The organism is Planctobacterium marinum, assembly GCF_020687805.1.
In the GTDB taxonomy this organism is placed as follows: Bacteria; Pseudomonadota; Gammaproteobacteria; order Enterobacterales; family Alteromonadaceae; genus Planctobacterium; species Planctobacterium marinum.
On sequence record NZ_JAJEWQ010000005.1, the window covers coordinates 189,944 to 207,788 of the forward strand.

Consider the following 17,845-nt stretch of genomic DNA (forward strand, 5'->3'; position numbering starts at 1 on the left):
TCGTTATTTATTCAACTGGGCTAAAATGGCATTCAATAACTCGTCTTTAACCACTGGCTTTGCAATGTGACCCTGCATTCCCGCCTGCAAACAGCGTTTTCGGTCTGCAGCCATGGCATTCGCCGTGGTGGCTAAAATGGGGATATTGTCCCATTCCGGGTTTTTGCGGATCGCCTCCGCCGCTTCGACACCGTCCATGATGGGCATTTGCATGTCCATCAGAATAATGTGTGGCCTGAACCCTTTGTTTAACAGATCCAGACATTCCTGACCGTTTTCTGCAAATTTGGTGACCGCACCCGCGTTTTTTAACATGGCTCCCGCCACCTGCTGATTAATCGGATTATCTTCTACCACTAACACCAGGCGACGCGCCAACGGGCTGTCCTGTGGTTGTGCTTTTTCCGGAGTTTCGTCATCGGCAAACGGGATGGTGGTGCTTAACACGGAATCGTAAAGGGTGGACGGCGTAAAGGGTTTTAATAAAACATCATCACAAATCACCAGGCTATTTTCACCATAGTCTTTGCGGTTGTGCGACACAATGATCAGATGCACAATATCAACCTGCGACTGCTGCCACTCAGCCAGGACCTGCTTGTCTATGGTGTCCAGAATGGCTTCGTCAATCAGCAGGACCCGTTGGGCACCTTCTGCCAGTTGCGAATTTCGCAAATCATCCAGGCTTCGCACACAGTTGGAAGGCCAACCTAAGATAGAACATTGACGTTGAATAATCGCCTGAGCATTGACGTTTTTGGTGAGTACCATGACCTGACAAATATCAATGCCCTGAAAGAGGCGTTTATCTTCCTGAGACTCCTCGGCTTTTTGCAGTTGAATATTGAACTGGAAAGTACTGCCAGCCCCTTCTTTACTGCTGACCCCGATAGTGCCGTGCATCAGTTCCACTAACTGTCGGGCGATACTTAAGCCCAGGCCCGTACCCCCAAATTTACTGCTGGTTTCCCCGGATGCCTGCGTAAAGGCACTAAACACTTTCGTCGCTTGTTCATCTGTCATGCCAATACCGGTGTCCTGCACCTCAAATCCCAGTTGCAGTTGTTTTTCATCTTCTGATAACACGGCGACGCGCACGTTAATTTCGCCTTTACTGGTAAACTTGATGGCATTGCTGACCAGGTTACTGATGATCTGATTTAATCGCACCGAATCACCAATCACAGTTTTGGGGCAACTAGGATCAATATCTATCCACAAATCAATCGGTTTACCATAGGCAGCACGCCCCATCATTTGTCCGGTTTGCTTTAACAGATTATCCAGTCGAAATGGCGCAATCACTATCTCCAGTTTGCCGGCTTCTATCTTAGAAAAATCAAGAATGTCGTCGATAATTCGGCTCAGCAACGAAAAGCTGGTGATGGCCTGCTCCAGGTTATCATGAATTTTTTTGTAGTTGCGCTCTCCCTGGGTAATTTGCAATAGGCCATATACGCCATTCATGGGAGTGCGAATTTCATGGGACATCCGGGCCAGAAATTCCGCTTTGGCTTTTTCGGCTTCTCTGGCTTGTTGCGAGGCCTTATCCGCATTGTCTTTCTCTTCGTGCAATTGTCTGATTAGCCTGAACAAGAAAACATTGATAACCACCGCAATGAAGATCCCAAATACTAACCCCGCCAGTATCAAATAAGCCGAGCGCTCCTGATACAACATGGTGCTTTGCGGTTTTTTCATGATGAGCCAAAACTCAGGGTCATCCAGCGCCACCGAAATCACCTTGTGGGTAGGCAGGCTGATTTTATCCATCACAAATTCATCGGAAAATGACTCAGGCAGCACCTGAGTCACTTTATAATCTTGCAGCTCGGGGAAGCGATTGCGCACCTGGTTTTCCGGCCTGTCCAGCAACCATCCCCAGGCAGAGTTGTCCGGCGCACTCAGGAAAAACCCCTTGTCGTTTACCAGCCAGTGGTTATTTTTACTTTGTAAATCGGCCAGTCGTGCGAAGGTGGCGCTGAGATCAAAATTAAAGACCACCACCCCTTGTAGTTCACCTTCCTTGAAATATTTAGCAGAGCTTCGAATAGTCGGACGCAGCGGCATTTCCACAACGTTATTTTCTTTATTCAAATCCAAAGGCGACACGTAAATCCCGGCATCCAGCGCCAGTGCTTCCAGGAAATAATGACGACCGGCTTTGTTTTGCAATTCGTCAGTATTGCGCCAGGCCACCCCCTGCTCAGCACGTTCCGCGCGATAGATCTCATCGCCATTGGCAGCAATAAATCGCGCCTGCTGCAAAGTAGGGTATACGCGAAACAGCGCCTGCCAGTGAGACTGCAATGTCTGCAAGGCATGTTGATCATCTTCTGCGGCTATGATTAAGTCACTTGAGGAAGCCGAGGCGGCAAGGTTGACGGCGTCGTTCGCGATAGATTGCAACTCGGTATCGACCTGTTGCAATAAGGTATCAAATTCTTGTTGCACCACATCGTCAGTGAATCGCTTAGTCTCCACCCAGACAAAAGCGGCAATCGCCATCATCATGCTGACAATCACTGTGGTTATCAGCACCAACAACACCTTGGTTTTATAGATTCGCATTAACGCCATACCGCTTTATCTCCTGTCCTTGCCTGCTCAATGTCTGACTTTTTAACTGTTTTAGACCCTTTTTACTTATTGCTATTGCCACAGCCAGAACACCACTATCACATATTCTAAGACTAAAGTATTAAACAAATTCAACTTAAGTCTAATTTAGTGTTTGAGTGTTTGTCAGCTATGCTGAAGCCAGTTAATTTACACTCACGTATTTCCCCAATCAGGTTAAATAAGGCCTCTGATAATGCAACTAAATGGTACTCCCGCAATCAACATCCAGAATAACGCTATGAGTATTGATACTTCCCTTGAAGTGGCTTTCCAACCGATATTGGAAACCAACAGCTTAAATTTGGTGGGCTTTGAGGCCCTGCTACGGGTTATTTCTGAAAACGAGATGCTGCCCACCCAACAATACTTACATTCTGCAGCCAGTTCGAATGATATAGAACAGCTGGATCGCTGGGTTATCGAAGAGAGTATAAATACCTTTTCAGAATGGGCAGAAAATTATCACCAGCCGCTTTATTTAAACATCAATCTGTCAGAAGCGACCTTAGCCAGGGCTGACTTTCCGGGTTTCCTGCAATATACGCTGCTGCAACACATTGTTTATTCTGAAAATGTAAACCTTGAAATAGATGCGCGCTATCTGGCCAATCCGGATTGCCTGGCAAATATCTCGGTACTGGTGGAGCTTGGAATCAGGTTTACCCTGAATCTCGCGCATATGGACGAAAGTGCCATCGCAGACAAAGGCTATGGATTTTCAAGTTGTAAGATCCCGGCCAGTTGGCTGTCAGACAATAGCAATAATCAACACTGGCTGGAAACCCTGCGGGCAATGTCTGAGAGAGGCATTCAGCTGATAGCCACTAATGTTGAAACTTCAGGGGCATTGCAACAATGCAGTGACCTGGGGATTTCTTCCTTTCAGGGCTATTTTAGCGCTAAGCCTTTGCCCAAGGCAGATTTCGAGTGCTGGTTTTTAAATCAGACAGAAATAACAGAAAACTAATACCTGTTCCGGGATCAGGTGCCAATCGTCAACACGATCCCGCGTTTTTCAATATTCTCCTGCCTGGATTGCAACCAGGCTTTGTCAGCCGCCAGCTTTAAGCCTTCTGAGCTTGAATAATCAGACACTAATCCTGCTGCAATGCCAATACTGGCAATCAGTTCAGCATCCTGACAGTGACCCACATCAGGTGTGCCACGGGTAATGGTGTGCATTAATGTCTGTAAAATGTGCTGTAGTTGCTCCGGCGATTTATCCAACGCAGACACAGCAAAGGTGTAGCCAAAGTACCGGGCTATTTCGCAGTGTACCCCTTCAAAGGCAAATGCCAGCTTTTTGGCGAATACGTGCAGAAAATCCTCACGGTTATTTATACCTTGGTACCTGGGTAAAAAATCCACGTTGTCCAGGCTAATGAAGGTCAGTGAAACTACCTGATTTAGCACCCTGGCGGTTAACCAAAGATTATTGAAGTGGCTATTAAAGCCCCGGGTATTCTGTAGATGGGTAATGGGATCGGTGACACAACGCTGTGCCAACTCCTTACGGGTGATATGATCGCGCAGGTGTGCTTTGACTTTTTCTTTTAACACCCGAATATTGAGCGGCTTAAACACCAAATCAACACCGCCGACCTCGTAGGATTTGACCACTTCGTTGTCATCGCGTAGCCCGGTGACAAAAACTATAGGTACGCCTTTGGTACATTCATTTTGGCACAACTGCTGGGCCACCATGTGCCCATCCTTACCTGGCAAATTGATATCCAGTATGATCAAATCCGGCGGTATTTTTTGCGTGGCCAACACTATGCCTTCAGCGCCGGCTAAAGCCACAAACATGTTGTAATCATCACCTAAGGACTCACAAATGAGATCCGTAACGGCAGGATCATCATCAATAACCAAGATATTGTATTTTTTATTGGAAACCATAAAAAGGGCTCATCTCATTCTGGTCTTTTGGAGCAGCAACAGGGGCTTAGCACAGTCTGAATAATTCTTCTTTGTCTCATAAAGCTAGCTGCAGAATAGATATTTGTCAGCACTGTCTGTAAAAAAATTACCAACGGGCCGGTTACAATATCGCCTGAAAGAGCGGTTCAAACAGGGGGGCATCCCGGCGCTTTAAGCGACTACACATCCCCCGGACAATATCTCTGTCCGCCATGTCTTGCAAGACCTTGTTGATGGTCGACAATAACTCTATAGCACGGGTTTTTACCGCATAGTTAGTTAAGGCGCAAACTTTGAGTTCAATGTTTTGAGAAAAGCACGACAACTGCAGCGCATCTTTGTTGTACACTTGTTGAAACAGCATAAAGGCCATATGTCGGGCGGACTCTTCTGCAGATTCAGGATACAGACAATAAAAGCGATTACGGGTCGCTCTGATCACCACGTGATTGCGGCTTACAGAGAGAGATTCGAGTAGCCGGTTCAACCCAGTTACCCAGATATCATATTGGCGATAGCCAAGTTGATTGATAATGTCCTCAACATTGTCGATTTCTATGCATAACAGCGAGAGCGGGAGTTCTCTGCGAGCGGAAATCTGCAATTGATTTTCCAGCAGACAATCAAACCAGGACATGTTCTTTAACATTGAGTGGGTATTAAAGCAGGTTATGCGCCGAAGTTCCTGCAAGTGCTGTTTTAACGACAATTGCAATTTCACCCGGTATTGCACTATGTCTCGCTCAACGGGTTTGCACAAATAATCGGTACAACCGACTTCCCAGCACTGGCGCTCAATCTTAATGTCATTGCTGGCGCTCAGAAACATCACCGGCGTTTCTGCTGTAGCTTCGTGGTGTTTAATGTTGCGACAGGCAGAAATTCCATCCACTCTGGGCATCTCAATGTCCATCACCACCAGATCGGGTTTTCCCGTCAGGCATAACTCAAAGGCTTCGTCACCATCACTGGCAGTAATAATACTGGCCAGCGGACTTAACACGTCAGCCACCAACAGTGATTCACTAGGTTGATCGTCTACCACTAATATTTTTGGAAGTATCGATGTTTTTTGCGCTAATGCGCTACCTGACAGCATGATTAAACCCTCTTAGATAATAAGAGCTTACACGCTGCACCATAGATTAAATATTATACTTTGGTTCCACCAGTGAACTGTCCTCCACTTTGCAGTGGTAATTTTTTGGTTATTGCACAAAAATGCGATGAAGACTTGAGATAAACCCAAAAACTGACCACTATGATGACCAGGATAAGCGTCTGGCTGTGTACTGTGATCACCTATTCAAGAATTAGACTGACCTTAATTGTATGCCTGTTTCTGTTCAATAAAGCACTGGCTGCACAAACACTTATCTGGGTCAGCGAAATGAGCGCACCCAATGCGAAGCCATCTTCCGGGGTCAACCTGGAAAACCGCTTATTTGATCTGCTCAGCGAAGAAGCCAATCTGCCTTATCAGTATCAGCAGGCCAATAACCTGAGAGCCGAGTCTATCTTGCTCAGTCACAACAATGCCTGTACCGGTAACAAGCTCAAAACCCGGCAACGCACGGAAACTTTTCCAATGACCAGGTTACCGCAAACGCTGTTTTTAGGTCAGCGACTGTACTCTTCAAATCCGGCGATTAAAGATGCAATAGCCACAACCCAAAACGCACAACACCAGGTACAAATTGAGAAACTGTTGCAGTTGCCTGATGAGTTGGTTTTTGGCATCCAGGAGGGCAGAAGTTACGGTGATATAGTGGATACCATCATCAGTCAGGCTGAAACATCCCGCCGCATTTACCGTCGTAATGACCAGGGCACCGCGCGGGGCATGGTGGATATGTTGCTGGCCGGTCGGGTGGACTTTATTATTGAATACCCTAACGTGTTACACCATTACCAAAGCACCAGTTTGCGTGCCGACACGCCGCTTTACTCCTTTTCGGTAGCCGAACTGAATAACTACCAAACCGGCTACATTATGTGTTCACCTGGCCCACAAGGGGAAAAGTTAGCAGCCCGACTCAATCAGGCCATTGCCCAGGCCAGTCAGCAAAGGGATTACCTGCAGTTGCATTTAGACTGGTACACAGCAGACACGCACAAGGAGCTGACTCAGCTATACAATCAGGTGTATCAAACCGGATTTTGAGTCCGCTTTTTAAAATACGTTCAGGCGACTTATACCTTTGTCAGATGTTTGTTCAACCAATAATCTGCACTGATATATCTGCCACCGCCAATAAAAAACAGGGTTAGCAGCATGATGAAATAGGTGGCTGCGAACTCTATGCCGTTGTTGAGGATCACAAAATTACCGCTGGAAGTAAGCCATTCATAATTACCGTGCTCCTGTAACAGGGATTTAGCGGCGGCCAGCTTTTCGGGGGCTTCCATAATGGCCGGATTGCTCATAATCGTACCATCAGCAAACCAACTGCTGGCGTCAGCTATTGCCAACCAACCGTTTTGTCCATGCACTGTAATGGCCGCCACCACCATGGTTACCATTAACGGTATTGCCACCAGTCTGGTTGCCAGACCAATAAGTAAAAGAATGGCACCAAAAAACTCAGCCCCCACAGCCAGCGCAGCCATTACAGCGGGCATTGGCAAACCCAAACCCCAATCGGCATTACCGAACCATGCCACGGTATCCTGCCAGTGATTCATCTTGTTCCAGCCTGCCTGCATAAGTACCGGTGCAAGGTATAAACGCAATAATAACGGCGCAATGAAATCAGCAGCCTGAGTTGTATTAAGGATGTTTTGGCCTTGTTTAAGCAGTGAGGTCATAGTTCTCTCTTTAGTATTTTGCGGTATTGGATACGCCTAAGTTTAGTCTCGAAACCAAAATCGGGTATTCCTGCTAATTAGCGCAATAAAAATGTCTGTAGTGATAGACCTGCATTTACAGAGAGAAATTGCAAAGCCCTGGTGAAGGCGGCCCCCAAGAGACCGCACTCACCCTGCTCCATATTGGTGTTACTGCGTTACCGGGTGCGGCTCCTGAGCGCAAGGATGGCGGCGCTTCAGCAGTTCATACAAGTGCTCAGAAAGTGGGTTATTGGGAATCCCCTCTTGCGCCTGTTGAAAGCGTTTTTGCACATCTTCCAGCAAATTCACCACCACTTCGTGGGTCACCAAATCATCCGGTAAACAAAAGCCGGCATAAAGGGTTGCTGGCACGCTTTTTCTATCGATGCCAACCCGGGTTCGATAGGCCCGGTTGGCAAACCCGGTATCAAACCCGGCATTTTGCATTTCATCCATAATGGCGGTATCCGTTAAAATGGCACCTTGCAAAAAGCCCCGAATGTACTGATAACAACTGGTAATAAATACGGTGCTGGATTGGGTGTTGGTATCAGCGCACATGCGATTCATGTCATCGTAAAACTCGCTCGCGGGTTTCGCATTGGCACTGCTCATCAACAAAACGGCTGCACAGGCCATCCCCCTTTTCAAACCTTTAGTCATACTTTTGCTCCAGAAAGTTGATAATCTTCTTGCGGTTTTGAAGCCAGCAACACGGTAGCCCCTACAACCGCTGACAATAATGAGCCCATCAATACCCCAACTTTAACGCTCAGTTGGTAATCCAGGCCCTGATCGGCAAACGCCAGGGTGCCGATAAACAAGCTCATGGTAAATCCGATACCGCACAGCAAACTCACGCCATACAACTGCGCCCAGTTAGCGTCTTTGGGCAGTTTCGCCCAGCCCAATTTGATCACCAGCCAACAGGTGCCAAAAATGCCTATTTGCTTACCCAGAAATAAGCCTGCAGCGATGCCTAACGTTATGGGGTTAAGCAGATCTTCGGTGGTCGCCCCCAGGACCTTCACGCCGGCGTTGGCAAAGGCAAAAATGGGCAGCACCAGAAATGACACCCAGGGATGCAGTGCATGCTCCAGGTGTGGCAGCATTTGGTGACCATCGGCATTTTTAACCTTCAATGGGATAAACCAGGCCAGTGCAAAGCCGGCCAAAGTGGCGTGCACGCCAGATTTTAGTACTGCCGCCCAGACCACGCCCCCCCCACCAAGATATAAGCCGCCTGATAACGCACTTTTTTGCGATTCAGCAGGAACAATACGGCCAGTCCGGTTAGCGCTACCAGCAATGAGGTAGTGGACAGATTTTCAGAATAAAACAGGGCAATAATGACAATGGCGCCGATATCATCAAAGATGGCCACACTCAAAAGGAACAGCTTAAGGGACAAAGGTAACCCCTTACCGAATAACACAAAAATACCCAATGCGAAGGCGATATCTGTGGCGGACGGAATGGCCCAACCATTCATCGCAACCGGATCACCAGAATTAAACCAAACATAAATCAGAGCAGGAAACAGTATCCCCGCAATAGCCGCCACACCTGGTAACGTAATTTGCTCGACTGACTTTAATTGTCCGTCCAGCACTTCGCGTTTTATTTCCAGACCTATCAGGAAGAAAAATATCGCCATCAGACCGTCGTTGATCCACAAAATTAATGGCTTAGCAATTTCAAAGGCGCCAAATTTGAAAACCACCGGCACTTCTAAAAAGCCTTTGTAGACACCCAGCAAAGGGCTGTTAGCCATCACCATGGCCAGGAAAGCCGCCGCGACCAACAAGATGCCGCCAGCCGCATCATGTTGGAAGAAACGTTTTACCGCGTCAGTCATAAAACCTCCGCTATTGATGAAACAGGCGGACATTATCAGATACAACTTAGAATCGTAATATTCGTATCTTTTTAATTTTTATTCAGATATTCTCTGATTACAAATTAGCCTGGCGAGACTCCGATGCAACAACTGAATTACCACCACTTATACTATTTTTACGTTACCGCTCGTGAAGGTAGCATTATGCGCGCCGCCAGCTTACTACACCTGACACCACAAACTGTCAGTGGTCAGATAGCAACCTTTGAAGACTATCTGGGTAAAAAACTGTTTGATCGAAAGGGCAAGCGATTAATCCTGAATCAGCAGGGTCAGTTCGTTTACAGCTATGCAGAAGATATCTTCAGTCTTGGCTCTGAGCTGTTACAAAATCTGAAACAAAAAGAATCCCTGCACCAGCTGCAATTTACCATTGGTGTGACGGATATCATTCCTAAGGTGTTGGCATTCGATTTATTCCGCACCTGCATTGATTACGATGAAAACCTGAAATTAGTTTGCAAAGAAGGCGATTTAGAAAGTTTACTGGGCGATCTGGCGCTGAATAAAGTGGATCTGATTTTTTCAGACCAACCACTGCCGCCGGGTGGGAACATTAAAGCTTACAATCACTTTGTGGGCGAAACCGGCATGACTTTTTTTGCGGAAAAGTCACTGGCAGAGAACTTACAAGCGGGATTCCCCTTATCTTTGCACCAGGCACCCATGCTGTTGCCCGGAGAAAAATCAACACTGAGGGTAGAGTTAATCGCCTGGTTTGATCGATTAGGTATCGTGCCAGACATTGCCGCTGAATTTGAAGACAGCGCATTGATGAAGCTGTTTGGTCAGGGAGGTTACGGTGTATTTTGTGCGCCATCCCCCATTGCCGAACACGTTACCAAACAATTTCAGGTGGAAATAGTCGGCAGTACTAATGATATTCGGGAAGACTTTTATCTGATCTCACCAGAGCGCAAACTCAAACACCCGGCGGCACTACACCTGTTTGAATTTGCCAACAAGATGATTAACCCTACAGAAGATTAGTAGTCGTCAAAATCCAGATCAAAATCGGTTTCTGCCGCTTCAGCCACGTTGCTATCTAACGTGATCAGCGCCGTCTGTGCAATTCGGGTGTGTGCAGTAAAACGATGGCTGACGTTTTCCATACGGGGATGCCAGACAGTCACCTCGTAATCGCCTGCCGGGGCATTGCCTATATTGACCTGCCCCTGTTCGTCTGTCATGCCAAAAAACGGGGTTTCCGCAATGTAAATGTAACCCAACATCCAGTCGTGTACGTTGCAACCTAATTCAACGATCCCGGCTTTTTCAAAGGTGACGGGGGTACTCTCGGTGCCTTCGTACAATTCCTGTTCGAAGGTTTTTACTGATGAAAAGGAGTAAATATGGTGTTTAATATCGTCATAATTAGGAAAGCTCACCGTCGAGCCTTTCTGCACCACCAACACATGCGGATCAAACTGACGCTCACGCTGTCCCATTTCAGCTTTGCTGGTATTCGCGCCCGTCGCCGCCTCATTGTTTAATAACACCACGACACCAACTGCCGGATCACCGTTTTTTTGTTTAACTTCCAGTGATACCGCGCCGGATGCTTGCGGTAACAGAATCATGGCGAAAATCAGCATTGGCATAAGCCTGTGCCAGGGGGAAAACGGTGTAACCTTAGACATGATGCACTCTTAAAGGCAGATTAAATTAACCAGCTATTATTAATGCAGATTACACCGCCAAATTCCAGCCTATGGCGAGATTTTTTAGTCCTGCATGTACCTGGCCCAATCTACTAATTGCTGTGGTAACGCTTCATTCCATTGACCGGGTTTTCCCTGAAATGAATTCAGCGCACTGTCATGCAGGGTATCCCAGTGATCCAGTCCGGGCACCTTCAGAACTTCGTAGTCATTGTGGCCTTTTGCTGCCAGCACCTGAGCAAGCATATCAATGTCGTATTCCGACATGATCCAGTCATTGCGACCCCAACGGATGCGCGCAGGGGCATCCAACTTTGCCCACTCTCCGGCAAAGTTAAAGTCCTGCATCTGATGATAAAAGCTGACCGGACGGCCATACATATGCGCCGGGCTGTGGTAGTTGTGTTCAGCCAATAACGGTGACTGTGCAATCACTTGCTGATAGCTCTTTTTCTCGATTAACATGCCGTAGTACAGAGGGATATAAGCGCGATTTATCTTGTCGTTTACTGTCGCCTGATCGTCGCCTTTCATGGTGAGAATACGTCGTTCTATTTCCAGCATGTGTTCAAACCAACTGCGATAAAAAGTACCGTCAGAGATTACCCCATTGAGTTGATATTTGTTGGCCAGATAAGGTGCCAGTGCACTGCCCATACTACTGCCGTAAACAATTACCTTTTCTCTGTCGACACGCGCATCCGCCAGCAAGGTTTTTAATGCCACTTCATAGCCATTGAGTTCCGTTAAAAAATCAGTTTGCGAGCAGCGACCTTCACTGTCACCGACACCGGGTTTTTCCACTCGCATCACCATCATGTCAGAATGTTCCACCAGGTAACGCAACGAGCGAATAAAGTTGGATTGTCGACCGGGCGTATACTCCATACTGGAACAGCTAAGCCCGCCCACCACAAAAATGGCAGGTAGTAGCGCTTCACTTTCCGGCAGGGTCACAATAGTGCGTTGCCGGATATTATAATCAGAGGTAACAAAGCCATATTCAGTGCGTAAACTATCGTATTGCTCCAACGGTACCGGCTCAAAAACCACACTGACCGAATGCACTTGTTGCGCCCGGCGATAGGTCAGTTTGGTTTCTGTCGCAGCTCGCAGACCGTAAATAATGTCCCACCACTGGTCACCATCGCGAATCACTTCATCATTCACTGACAGCAGCACATCACCCACTTGCAACGCCGCCTCATTCAATACTGACTGCGGGTCAATTGTGACTATTTCCCGCCCAACGGGTTGAGCCGCTTTAAAGGTGGCATGCCATTTTGCGCGCCGTTCCTGAGGATTAATGTCGGCACTGACGGGGGGTAGCGCTAACAACAGCAAAAACAAAGCAAGGGGTTTGAGCAGTAGATGTAATGTCATTTAACTTTCCTTTTCCGCAAATAATCGTATTCGCTTGTTCACCGGTATTCGGCCCTTCATACTAGGATCAGAATGCGATGCTTTTTGGCCTTTTATGCCAACGCAGGATTTTTTGATGTGTAAGGATAAAAATAAATGACTGGCATCTGGCGCTGGGCACCCACCTACAGTGGACTCTATCTGTTTGGCTCGCGATTTTTGACCCATCTGATCTTTTGGTTGGGTTACTACCTGCTGTTCAGTTATATCTGGATGCGCCCGGAGCTGGGCTATTTCGCCTCATTTTATCTGGAGTTTATTCTGATGCCGGTGCGCATTATGGCAGCCTATGCCATGCTGTACCTGCTGATCCCCCATTTTCTGGTGGCGCGCCAATACCGGTGGTTTTTCTGTGGTTACGCCCTGCTTATCGCGGTGTCTGGTTTACTGCAAATGCTGTTCGGCTATTTCTTTTACGAAAAGCTGTTGTTAGCGACAGAACAAGGTTTCGCCCTGACCCTGTCCGGCTGGGTACGCAATTGCATTTTAATCAATACTACAGTGCTGCTTTTAGGTACGGTAAAAATATTCATGTTGTACATCGGCTTGCTGGAAAAACAGGCCATCAGTACAACGCAGCCCCCGGAGTTTATTCTGGTTAAATCCGAGCGGCGCACCTGCAAAATACAGTTGGCGGATATTTTGTTTGTTGAAGGATTGGGCAATTATGTGACTTACCACCTGCGAGACGGTGAAAAAAGGGTCGTGTACAGCTCGCTGAAAGATACTCAGTCGCAACTGCCGGAGCAGTTTTTGCGCTTACATCGTTCTTACCTCATCAACAAAAATGCAATAGAATCATTTAATAACGAAGAAGTGCTGATTGCCGGACATGCATTACCGCGTGGCAAGGAAATTCAGGACACAGACCTGGTAATTCAATAATTTATGAAAATATGGGTAGATGCCGACGCCTGTCCGGTGGTGGTAAAAGAGATTCTGAGTAAGGCGGCGCACCGCACACAAACACACTGTTACTTTGTGGCAAACCGCTACACGCAACTACCGGGGTCGGATTTTCTGCACTCAGTGGTGGTAGAAAAAGGCTTTGATATTGCCGACCACCGGATCGTTAATGATTGTCAGGCCGGCGATCTAATCATCACCTCCGATATCCCGCTGGCATCGGAAGTCATTGATAAAAAGGCCCAGGCGCTGAACCCCAGAGGCGAACTTTACACCCCGGAAAATATCCGACAACGTCTTAACATACGGGATTTTATGGACACCATGCGCGCCAGTGGCGAGCAAACCGGGAAAACCGCAGCCTACTCGCAAAAAGACAAACAGGCTTTTGCCAACCAGTTAGACCGGATACTGGCGCAAAACAAAGCCCGGTAATACCCAGCCAAATCAGGTTTCGGAATGTAAATCCAGACGCTTTTTTACGCTCGGTGTGGATTTTTCAGCATTTAGGTTAATACTCTTCAGGTCATGTCACTTTTCTTAACCTGAATTAGAGGGACCTTAATGAGTACCAGTAAAAATCCAAATGGCTATATCCCCATTGTTTTCACTTATGGCGGCAATGATCTCACCTACAATGAATTCCTTGAGCAATTCTATCTTACCCTGCCTGCCGGGAACGGAGTGCAGTTAGGTCAGAAGCAATATTATGGTTATGGCGGCAGCAATCAAAAAACCCTTACTACCGGCACAAGCTATCCATTAACGCAAACCCTATCCGGGATTACCGGATTAAAAGCCACCAATGCAACAGGGGCCGCCCATTTTGATGAGGCATTAACGTTTTGGGCCTCTTCTCAGGCGGCATCCGCCGGTTTGAATGACTATGCTAATGTGTTTCTGGATCATTACACCGGGGGACGCATTTACCTCAGCAATGCTGATTTGCACAAAGAAGCGGGGGGTGAACCCGATCCCTCCGATACCACCAGCCGTACCTATTCCAGTCTGTATGACTTTTTTGAACCTTATATCGCAGCAGCCATTAACACCACCGACATCCCGGGAAACAACGCCGATATCACAGACATCGACTGGTTTAGTTTTCCTATAACGCTAAAGGTTTGGAGTTACGATTTTGCCAGTGATAACGGCCGACTGAGCGAAACCAACAGCAAACAGGGCGGCAGTGGTCAGGCCATTTATGAGGCCTTGTTGCAACCCAAAACCCCTGGCCAGGCCAGCAACGCTTATCCGTGTCAGCAGTTTCCAGATACCACGGTGAATACAAATTCATCAAACAATATGGTCGCAAGCCGACTCACAGGCCCGACAATGGCAGCCGCGCCAGCCAGCTATTACACTGATCCGGCAAACAACCCTTTCCCCTATCACGATTTTACCGATTACTTACTGTATCTGAGCGAAAACGCCGCCGCATTAACACTGACTGGCGTTTTTTCCGGTACCGGTAAGAGTGCAATTCCGGATCAAAAACAACAGTTTAATTTTACGGTGGACTTCAGCCATATTAAGTCTGAGAACAATACCTATCCCAGCGGTAAGGTCACTCAGATCAGTCAGGACAGCTACATTCTGTTTTCTGGTTTCACCACCACCGACGATCCAACGAAAACCCCTCTGCTGGGGAGCAAAGCAAGCCCCTTTACCATCAGCGTACCCTGGTATAAATCCTCACCAGATACCTCACTAAAAACCGTCTCCCAATTTAACAACGCCCACGATGCCGTTAAAGAAGGCTGGTTAACCCTGAGCAGTACCCATAATACAGGTGCCAGCGGGATATATGCTCCGGTAGAAGCCACAGCATTAAACGCCCAGGGCGAAGCGCTCACTCCTACGACAGGACAAAAAGTATTGCTGCATCTGGTGTATAGCCTGAATACTGACCCAACGGGGACCTCACTGGATAACTTACTGACCAATGGCACTGTGAGTGTTTCTTCGTCGGGCAATCTGACTTGCAGCGCCAATAAAACCTGTGTTGTGCAGTTGCCCAACCATACAGGCACTAACTTGACGCTACTGACAAACGATAAGGGCGACATTTACTCGGCCACCATTTCTGATTATCAGGCAGATCCCGGTGTGGCGCTGGGCACCAGCTGGACTATCCCGGCCGGTAATAGCAACTTAAATAACAATGTGGCCATTACGGTGACGGTCAAACACGCACCAGAATTGCGCAATATCTTCATACAGGCCAGTGCGGTCTGGAAAACCAAACCCGCCAGCCTGACGATAGCGGCAAGCAGCAACAAGTTTGCTGCATTTTCAGCAACGCTGAACTCATCAGCATTCACCGGCAGTGGTCAGGACAGTAGCTGGACCACACTGAGCATGCCAGCAGGCATATACGGTGCAAATGCGGGCTATACCATTGCGGGTCTGACCGGGGACAACACATTGTTGAATGGCGATGTCCCCTCCCTGAACAATGACCTGTTTGGTTGGGTGGTGGCCGATTTACTCGCGGCATTAAACGCCGGTCTGGTGGGATGTCCGGCCTCCTGGCCAGTGGGCAATACTAAAGGTACTACCATTGGAGGCTCTCCTCAGGACTGGTTTACCTCCGGTAATAACCCCTATACAGCAGGCTGTTGGGGAGAGAAAGCCTGGCAGAACGTGAAATTCAATAAAAAGCCCGTCACTAACTTCTGGAATACCTGGGCCTGGAAACTCTATAAGGTGCCCAATGTTGATGCCTATAACTTTGCCTTTACCGATCGTTTTGAATCCAACATTTTACTGGATTACAACCCGCCCCCGGCTAACCCGACCCAATCTTATCCGGTATTGCTGGAAGTGATTGTTGGAGACTCACCCTTTACAGGTATTCAGGCCAGTCAGCCCTGGTTTGATACCGGTATCCAGGTTAAACAAGGCAGCACAGTTGCCATCTCCAGGGTTAGCGGTTTATGGACTGCCGACCCGGATACTCACAACGGTCAACTGTACGACGCCGATGGTTGCCCGAATGTTATCGCAACCCAGCCGGGTTACCCCTTAACGCAGGTAGCCATGGGCGCCTTAATTGGCAAAATTGGTGAACAGGGGCAACCGTTTCTGGTGGGGAATGCGCTAAGCCAAACCCCGAAAGATGAAACCGGGAAACTCTTCTTATGCATCAATGATGATCTGCAAGGCTTATATGGTGCAGGTCTTAAGGATAACCGGGGCAGTATTCGGGTTATGATAAAAAGTAACTAAAACCGGTTTAACTTTGTGCTATTGCAAAGTTAAACCGACACAAATGCCAATCATAAACGGGCAGCCTGTATCGCTGCCCGCTTTATTTATTGCCAAAAGTTGTTAAAACTTAGCCACCAGTTGCACCCAGACTTTGTCGGTGTCGGTAGCATGGCTGTCAGCATCGTAACTGGCGTATTTGGCGGTCAGCTTATAATGCTTAGCAAAGCCATAATTGGCCACTAAGCCCAGTTCACTGCCCAAATCAGCACTGCCTTGCTCAGCATCAAACTGATGATAGACGGCGGCAACGGCCACGCCTCCCAGATTAGTGGCCAGCTTAAACCAGGTATCTTCAATACCCACTCCCGGCGTTCCTAAGAATTTATCAGTCCAGCCCTGAAACTTATGCAGAGTGGCCAGCGGCGTGACAAAGCCCTTGCCATTATCAGCACCCAGTGACTCAAAGCCCGCAGCTAAGGTAATGCCAGACACCTTAACACTGGCATCCACCGCGTAATAATCAGCAGAATAATCCACCGGATTATCGCCGGTGTCTTTCTGGCTGGCATAACTCAGGTGCACCTGATACCCAATATCGCCAGCGGCTCCGCTGTAGTTATAGTCGATACCGGCCGTGCTGTTTGACAGGGCCAGGGCATCATCAAAATCCATGTGATAAATGAAACCCGCCAGTTTATGGCCTTTTGCCGGGCTATAGACGGCATTAAACAAATGCAGACTGGCATCCAGATCGCCATTGGGACTTTTCGAACCAAAAATCCGGTTCACCCGGGATGACCAGGCATAATCTAAGGTAAAATTTTCAGCCACCTTTGATTCAATGCGAACCCCGTCAAAGGTTTGCTCGTTTTGACGCCAGGCCACACCGCCCACAAAACGCTGATTATTGTGGTTGATACGTTGCCGGCCAAAGGTTACGGCTGTGCCACCCTGTGAGCTGTATTTCAGATAGGACTGATTCAGATCAGCACCACTGGGGTCCGCCACCACCGGATAATCCGTATTGCCATTGATGGTGTCGTTGTAATCCTTGTCCAGTAATTCGGTAACATAGTCAAACTCTACTACAGCCTGCCAGTTGTTGTAGCTGGCGGTGGTAGCAGTAATTCGGCCTAACAGGGTATTGGCGCTGGCATCTTCACTCAGGCCATCCTGATCCACGCCCTCATAGCGATAGCGAAACAGGGTGCTGACACTGGCCTCCTGAATTGCTTCGGCTACTGAGTTTGCTGCTGAGCCTTGAGCCTGCGCCATCGCCGGAGTACAAGCCAGCCCAACTACCATAGACAATATTGTTTTTTGAGTACGCATTGTGTGTTCCTCTTAGTGTTGAGCTTTTTGCTCATGT

The 17,845-nt window shown here is 47.9% G+C and carries 14 protein-coding genes and 1 pseudogene; 6 read left to right on the plus strand and 9 right to left on the minus strand.

From position 1 onward, the window contains the following. Positions 1-3 precede the first annotated feature (3 nt). A complete protein-coding gene (locus tag LJ740_RS17085) occupies positions 4-2,580 on the minus strand; it encodes an ATP-binding protein (RefSeq protein ID WP_229530336.1) in 2,577 nt (858 codons plus the stop codon). Between the two features lie 280 nt (positions 2,581-2,860). Between LJ740_RS17085 and LJ740_RS17090 the strand changes: the two genes are divergently transcribed. Then, complete coding sequence (locus tag LJ740_RS17090; protein WP_229530337.1) at positions 2,861-3,589, plus strand: EAL domain-containing protein; 729 nt, start codon at positions 2,861-2,863, stop codon at positions 3,587-3,589. A 14-nt stretch (positions 3,590-3,603) separates the two neighbouring features. Here the strand turns inward: LJ740_RS17090 and LJ740_RS17095 are convergent, their stop codons facing one another. Together LJ740_RS17095 and LJ740_RS17100 are read right to left on the minus strand one after the other, a co-directional pair. Continuing rightward, on the minus strand, positions 3,604-4,524 hold the full coding sequence (locus LJ740_RS17095; RefSeq protein ID WP_229530338.1) for a response regulator: 921 nt from the start codon (positions 4,522-4,524) through the stop codon (positions 3,604-3,606). Positions 4,525-4,666: 142 nt separating this feature from the next. Further along, positions 4,667-5,644 carry a response regulator gene (locus LJ740_RS17100; RefSeq protein WP_229530339.1) on the minus strand — a complete coding sequence of 326 codons (978 nt, stop codon included), beginning with the start codon at positions 5,642-5,644 and terminating at the stop codon, positions 4,667-4,669. 162 nt (positions 5,645-5,806) lie between these two features. On the opposite strand from LJ740_RS17100, the gene LJ740_RS17105 reads away from it, so the two are divergent. Next, positions 5,807-6,709 (plus strand): hypothetical protein, encoded by a 903-nt coding sequence (locus LJ740_RS17105; RefSeq protein WP_229530340.1) that lies wholly within the window; start codon positions 5,807-5,809, stop codon positions 6,707-6,709. 29 nt (positions 6,710-6,738) lie between these two features. Here LJ740_RS17105 and LJ740_RS17110 read toward each other — a convergent pair whose 3' ends face one another. From LJ740_RS17110 to nhaA, 3 genes and pseudogenes are all read right to left on the minus strand, one after another. After that, the gene (locus LJ740_RS17110; protein ID WP_229530341.1) at positions 6,739-7,353 is read right to left on the minus strand and encodes an HvfX family Cu-binding RiPP maturation protein; all 615 of its coding nucleotides are present in this window, start codon (positions 7,351-7,353) and stop codon (positions 6,739-6,741) included. A gap of 189 nt (positions 7,354-7,542) precedes the next feature. Beyond that, positions 7,543-8,037: a hypothetical protein gene (locus tag LJ740_RS17115; protein ID WP_229530342.1), complete on the minus strand. Its 495-nt coding sequence runs from the start codon at positions 8,035-8,037 to the stop codon at positions 7,543-7,545. Further along, positions 8,034-9,232: pseudogene (gene nhaA, locus LJ740_RS17120) on the minus strand (Na+/H+ antiporter NhaA). The gene LJ740_RS17115 and the pseudogene nhaA overlap by 4 nt, the downstream one beginning before the upstream one ends. A gap of 123 nt (positions 9,233-9,355) precedes the next feature. Between nhaA and nhaR the strand changes: the two are divergent. After that, positions 9,356-10,264: a transcriptional activator NhaR gene (nhaR, locus tag LJ740_RS17125; protein ID WP_229530343.1), complete on the plus strand. Its 909-nt coding sequence runs from the start codon at positions 9,356-9,358 to the stop codon at positions 10,262-10,264. Here nhaR and LJ740_RS17130 read toward each other — a convergent pair. Beyond that, the gene (locus LJ740_RS17130; RefSeq protein ID WP_229530344.1) at positions 10,261-10,914 is read right to left on the minus strand and encodes a methylamine utilization protein; all 654 of its coding nucleotides are present in this window, start codon (positions 10,912-10,914) and stop codon (positions 10,261-10,263) included. The genes nhaR and LJ740_RS17130 overlap by 4 nt on opposite strands. 84 nt (positions 10,915-10,998) lie before the next feature. Next, entirely contained in the window at positions 10,999-12,318 is a 1,320-nt protein-coding gene (locus LJ740_RS17135; protein ID WP_229530345.1) for a site-2 protease family protein, read from the minus strand. A 135-nt stretch (positions 12,319-12,453) separates the two neighbouring features. On the opposite strand from LJ740_RS17135, the gene LJ740_RS17140 reads away from it, so the two are divergent. The 3 genes from LJ740_RS17140 to LJ740_RS17150 all read left to right on the plus strand — a co-directional run bounded on the left by LJ740_RS17140 (position 12,454) and on the right by LJ740_RS17150 (position 16,494). Then, entirely contained in the window at positions 12,454-13,242 is a 789-nt protein-coding gene (locus LJ740_RS17140; RefSeq protein WP_229530346.1) for a LytR/AlgR family response regulator transcription factor, read from the plus strand. Positions 13,243-13,245: 3 nt separating this feature from the next. Beyond that, positions 13,246-13,698, plus strand: a complete 453-nt coding sequence (locus LJ740_RS17145) for a YaiI/YqxD family protein (protein WP_229530347.1) — start codon at positions 13,246-13,248, stop codon at positions 13,696-13,698. 129 nt (positions 13,699-13,827) lie between these two features. Further along, complete coding sequence (locus tag LJ740_RS17150; protein WP_229530348.1) at positions 13,828-16,494, plus strand: hypothetical protein; 2,667 nt, start codon at positions 13,828-13,830, stop codon at positions 16,492-16,494. A gap of 102 nt (positions 16,495-16,596) precedes the next feature. Here the strand turns inward: LJ740_RS17150 and LJ740_RS17155 are convergent, their stop codons facing one another. Next, positions 16,597-17,808, minus strand: a complete 1,212-nt coding sequence (locus LJ740_RS17155) for an alginate export family protein (RefSeq protein WP_229530349.1) — start codon at positions 17,806-17,808, stop codon at positions 16,597-16,599. Positions 17,809-17,845: the final 37 nt, after the last annotated feature.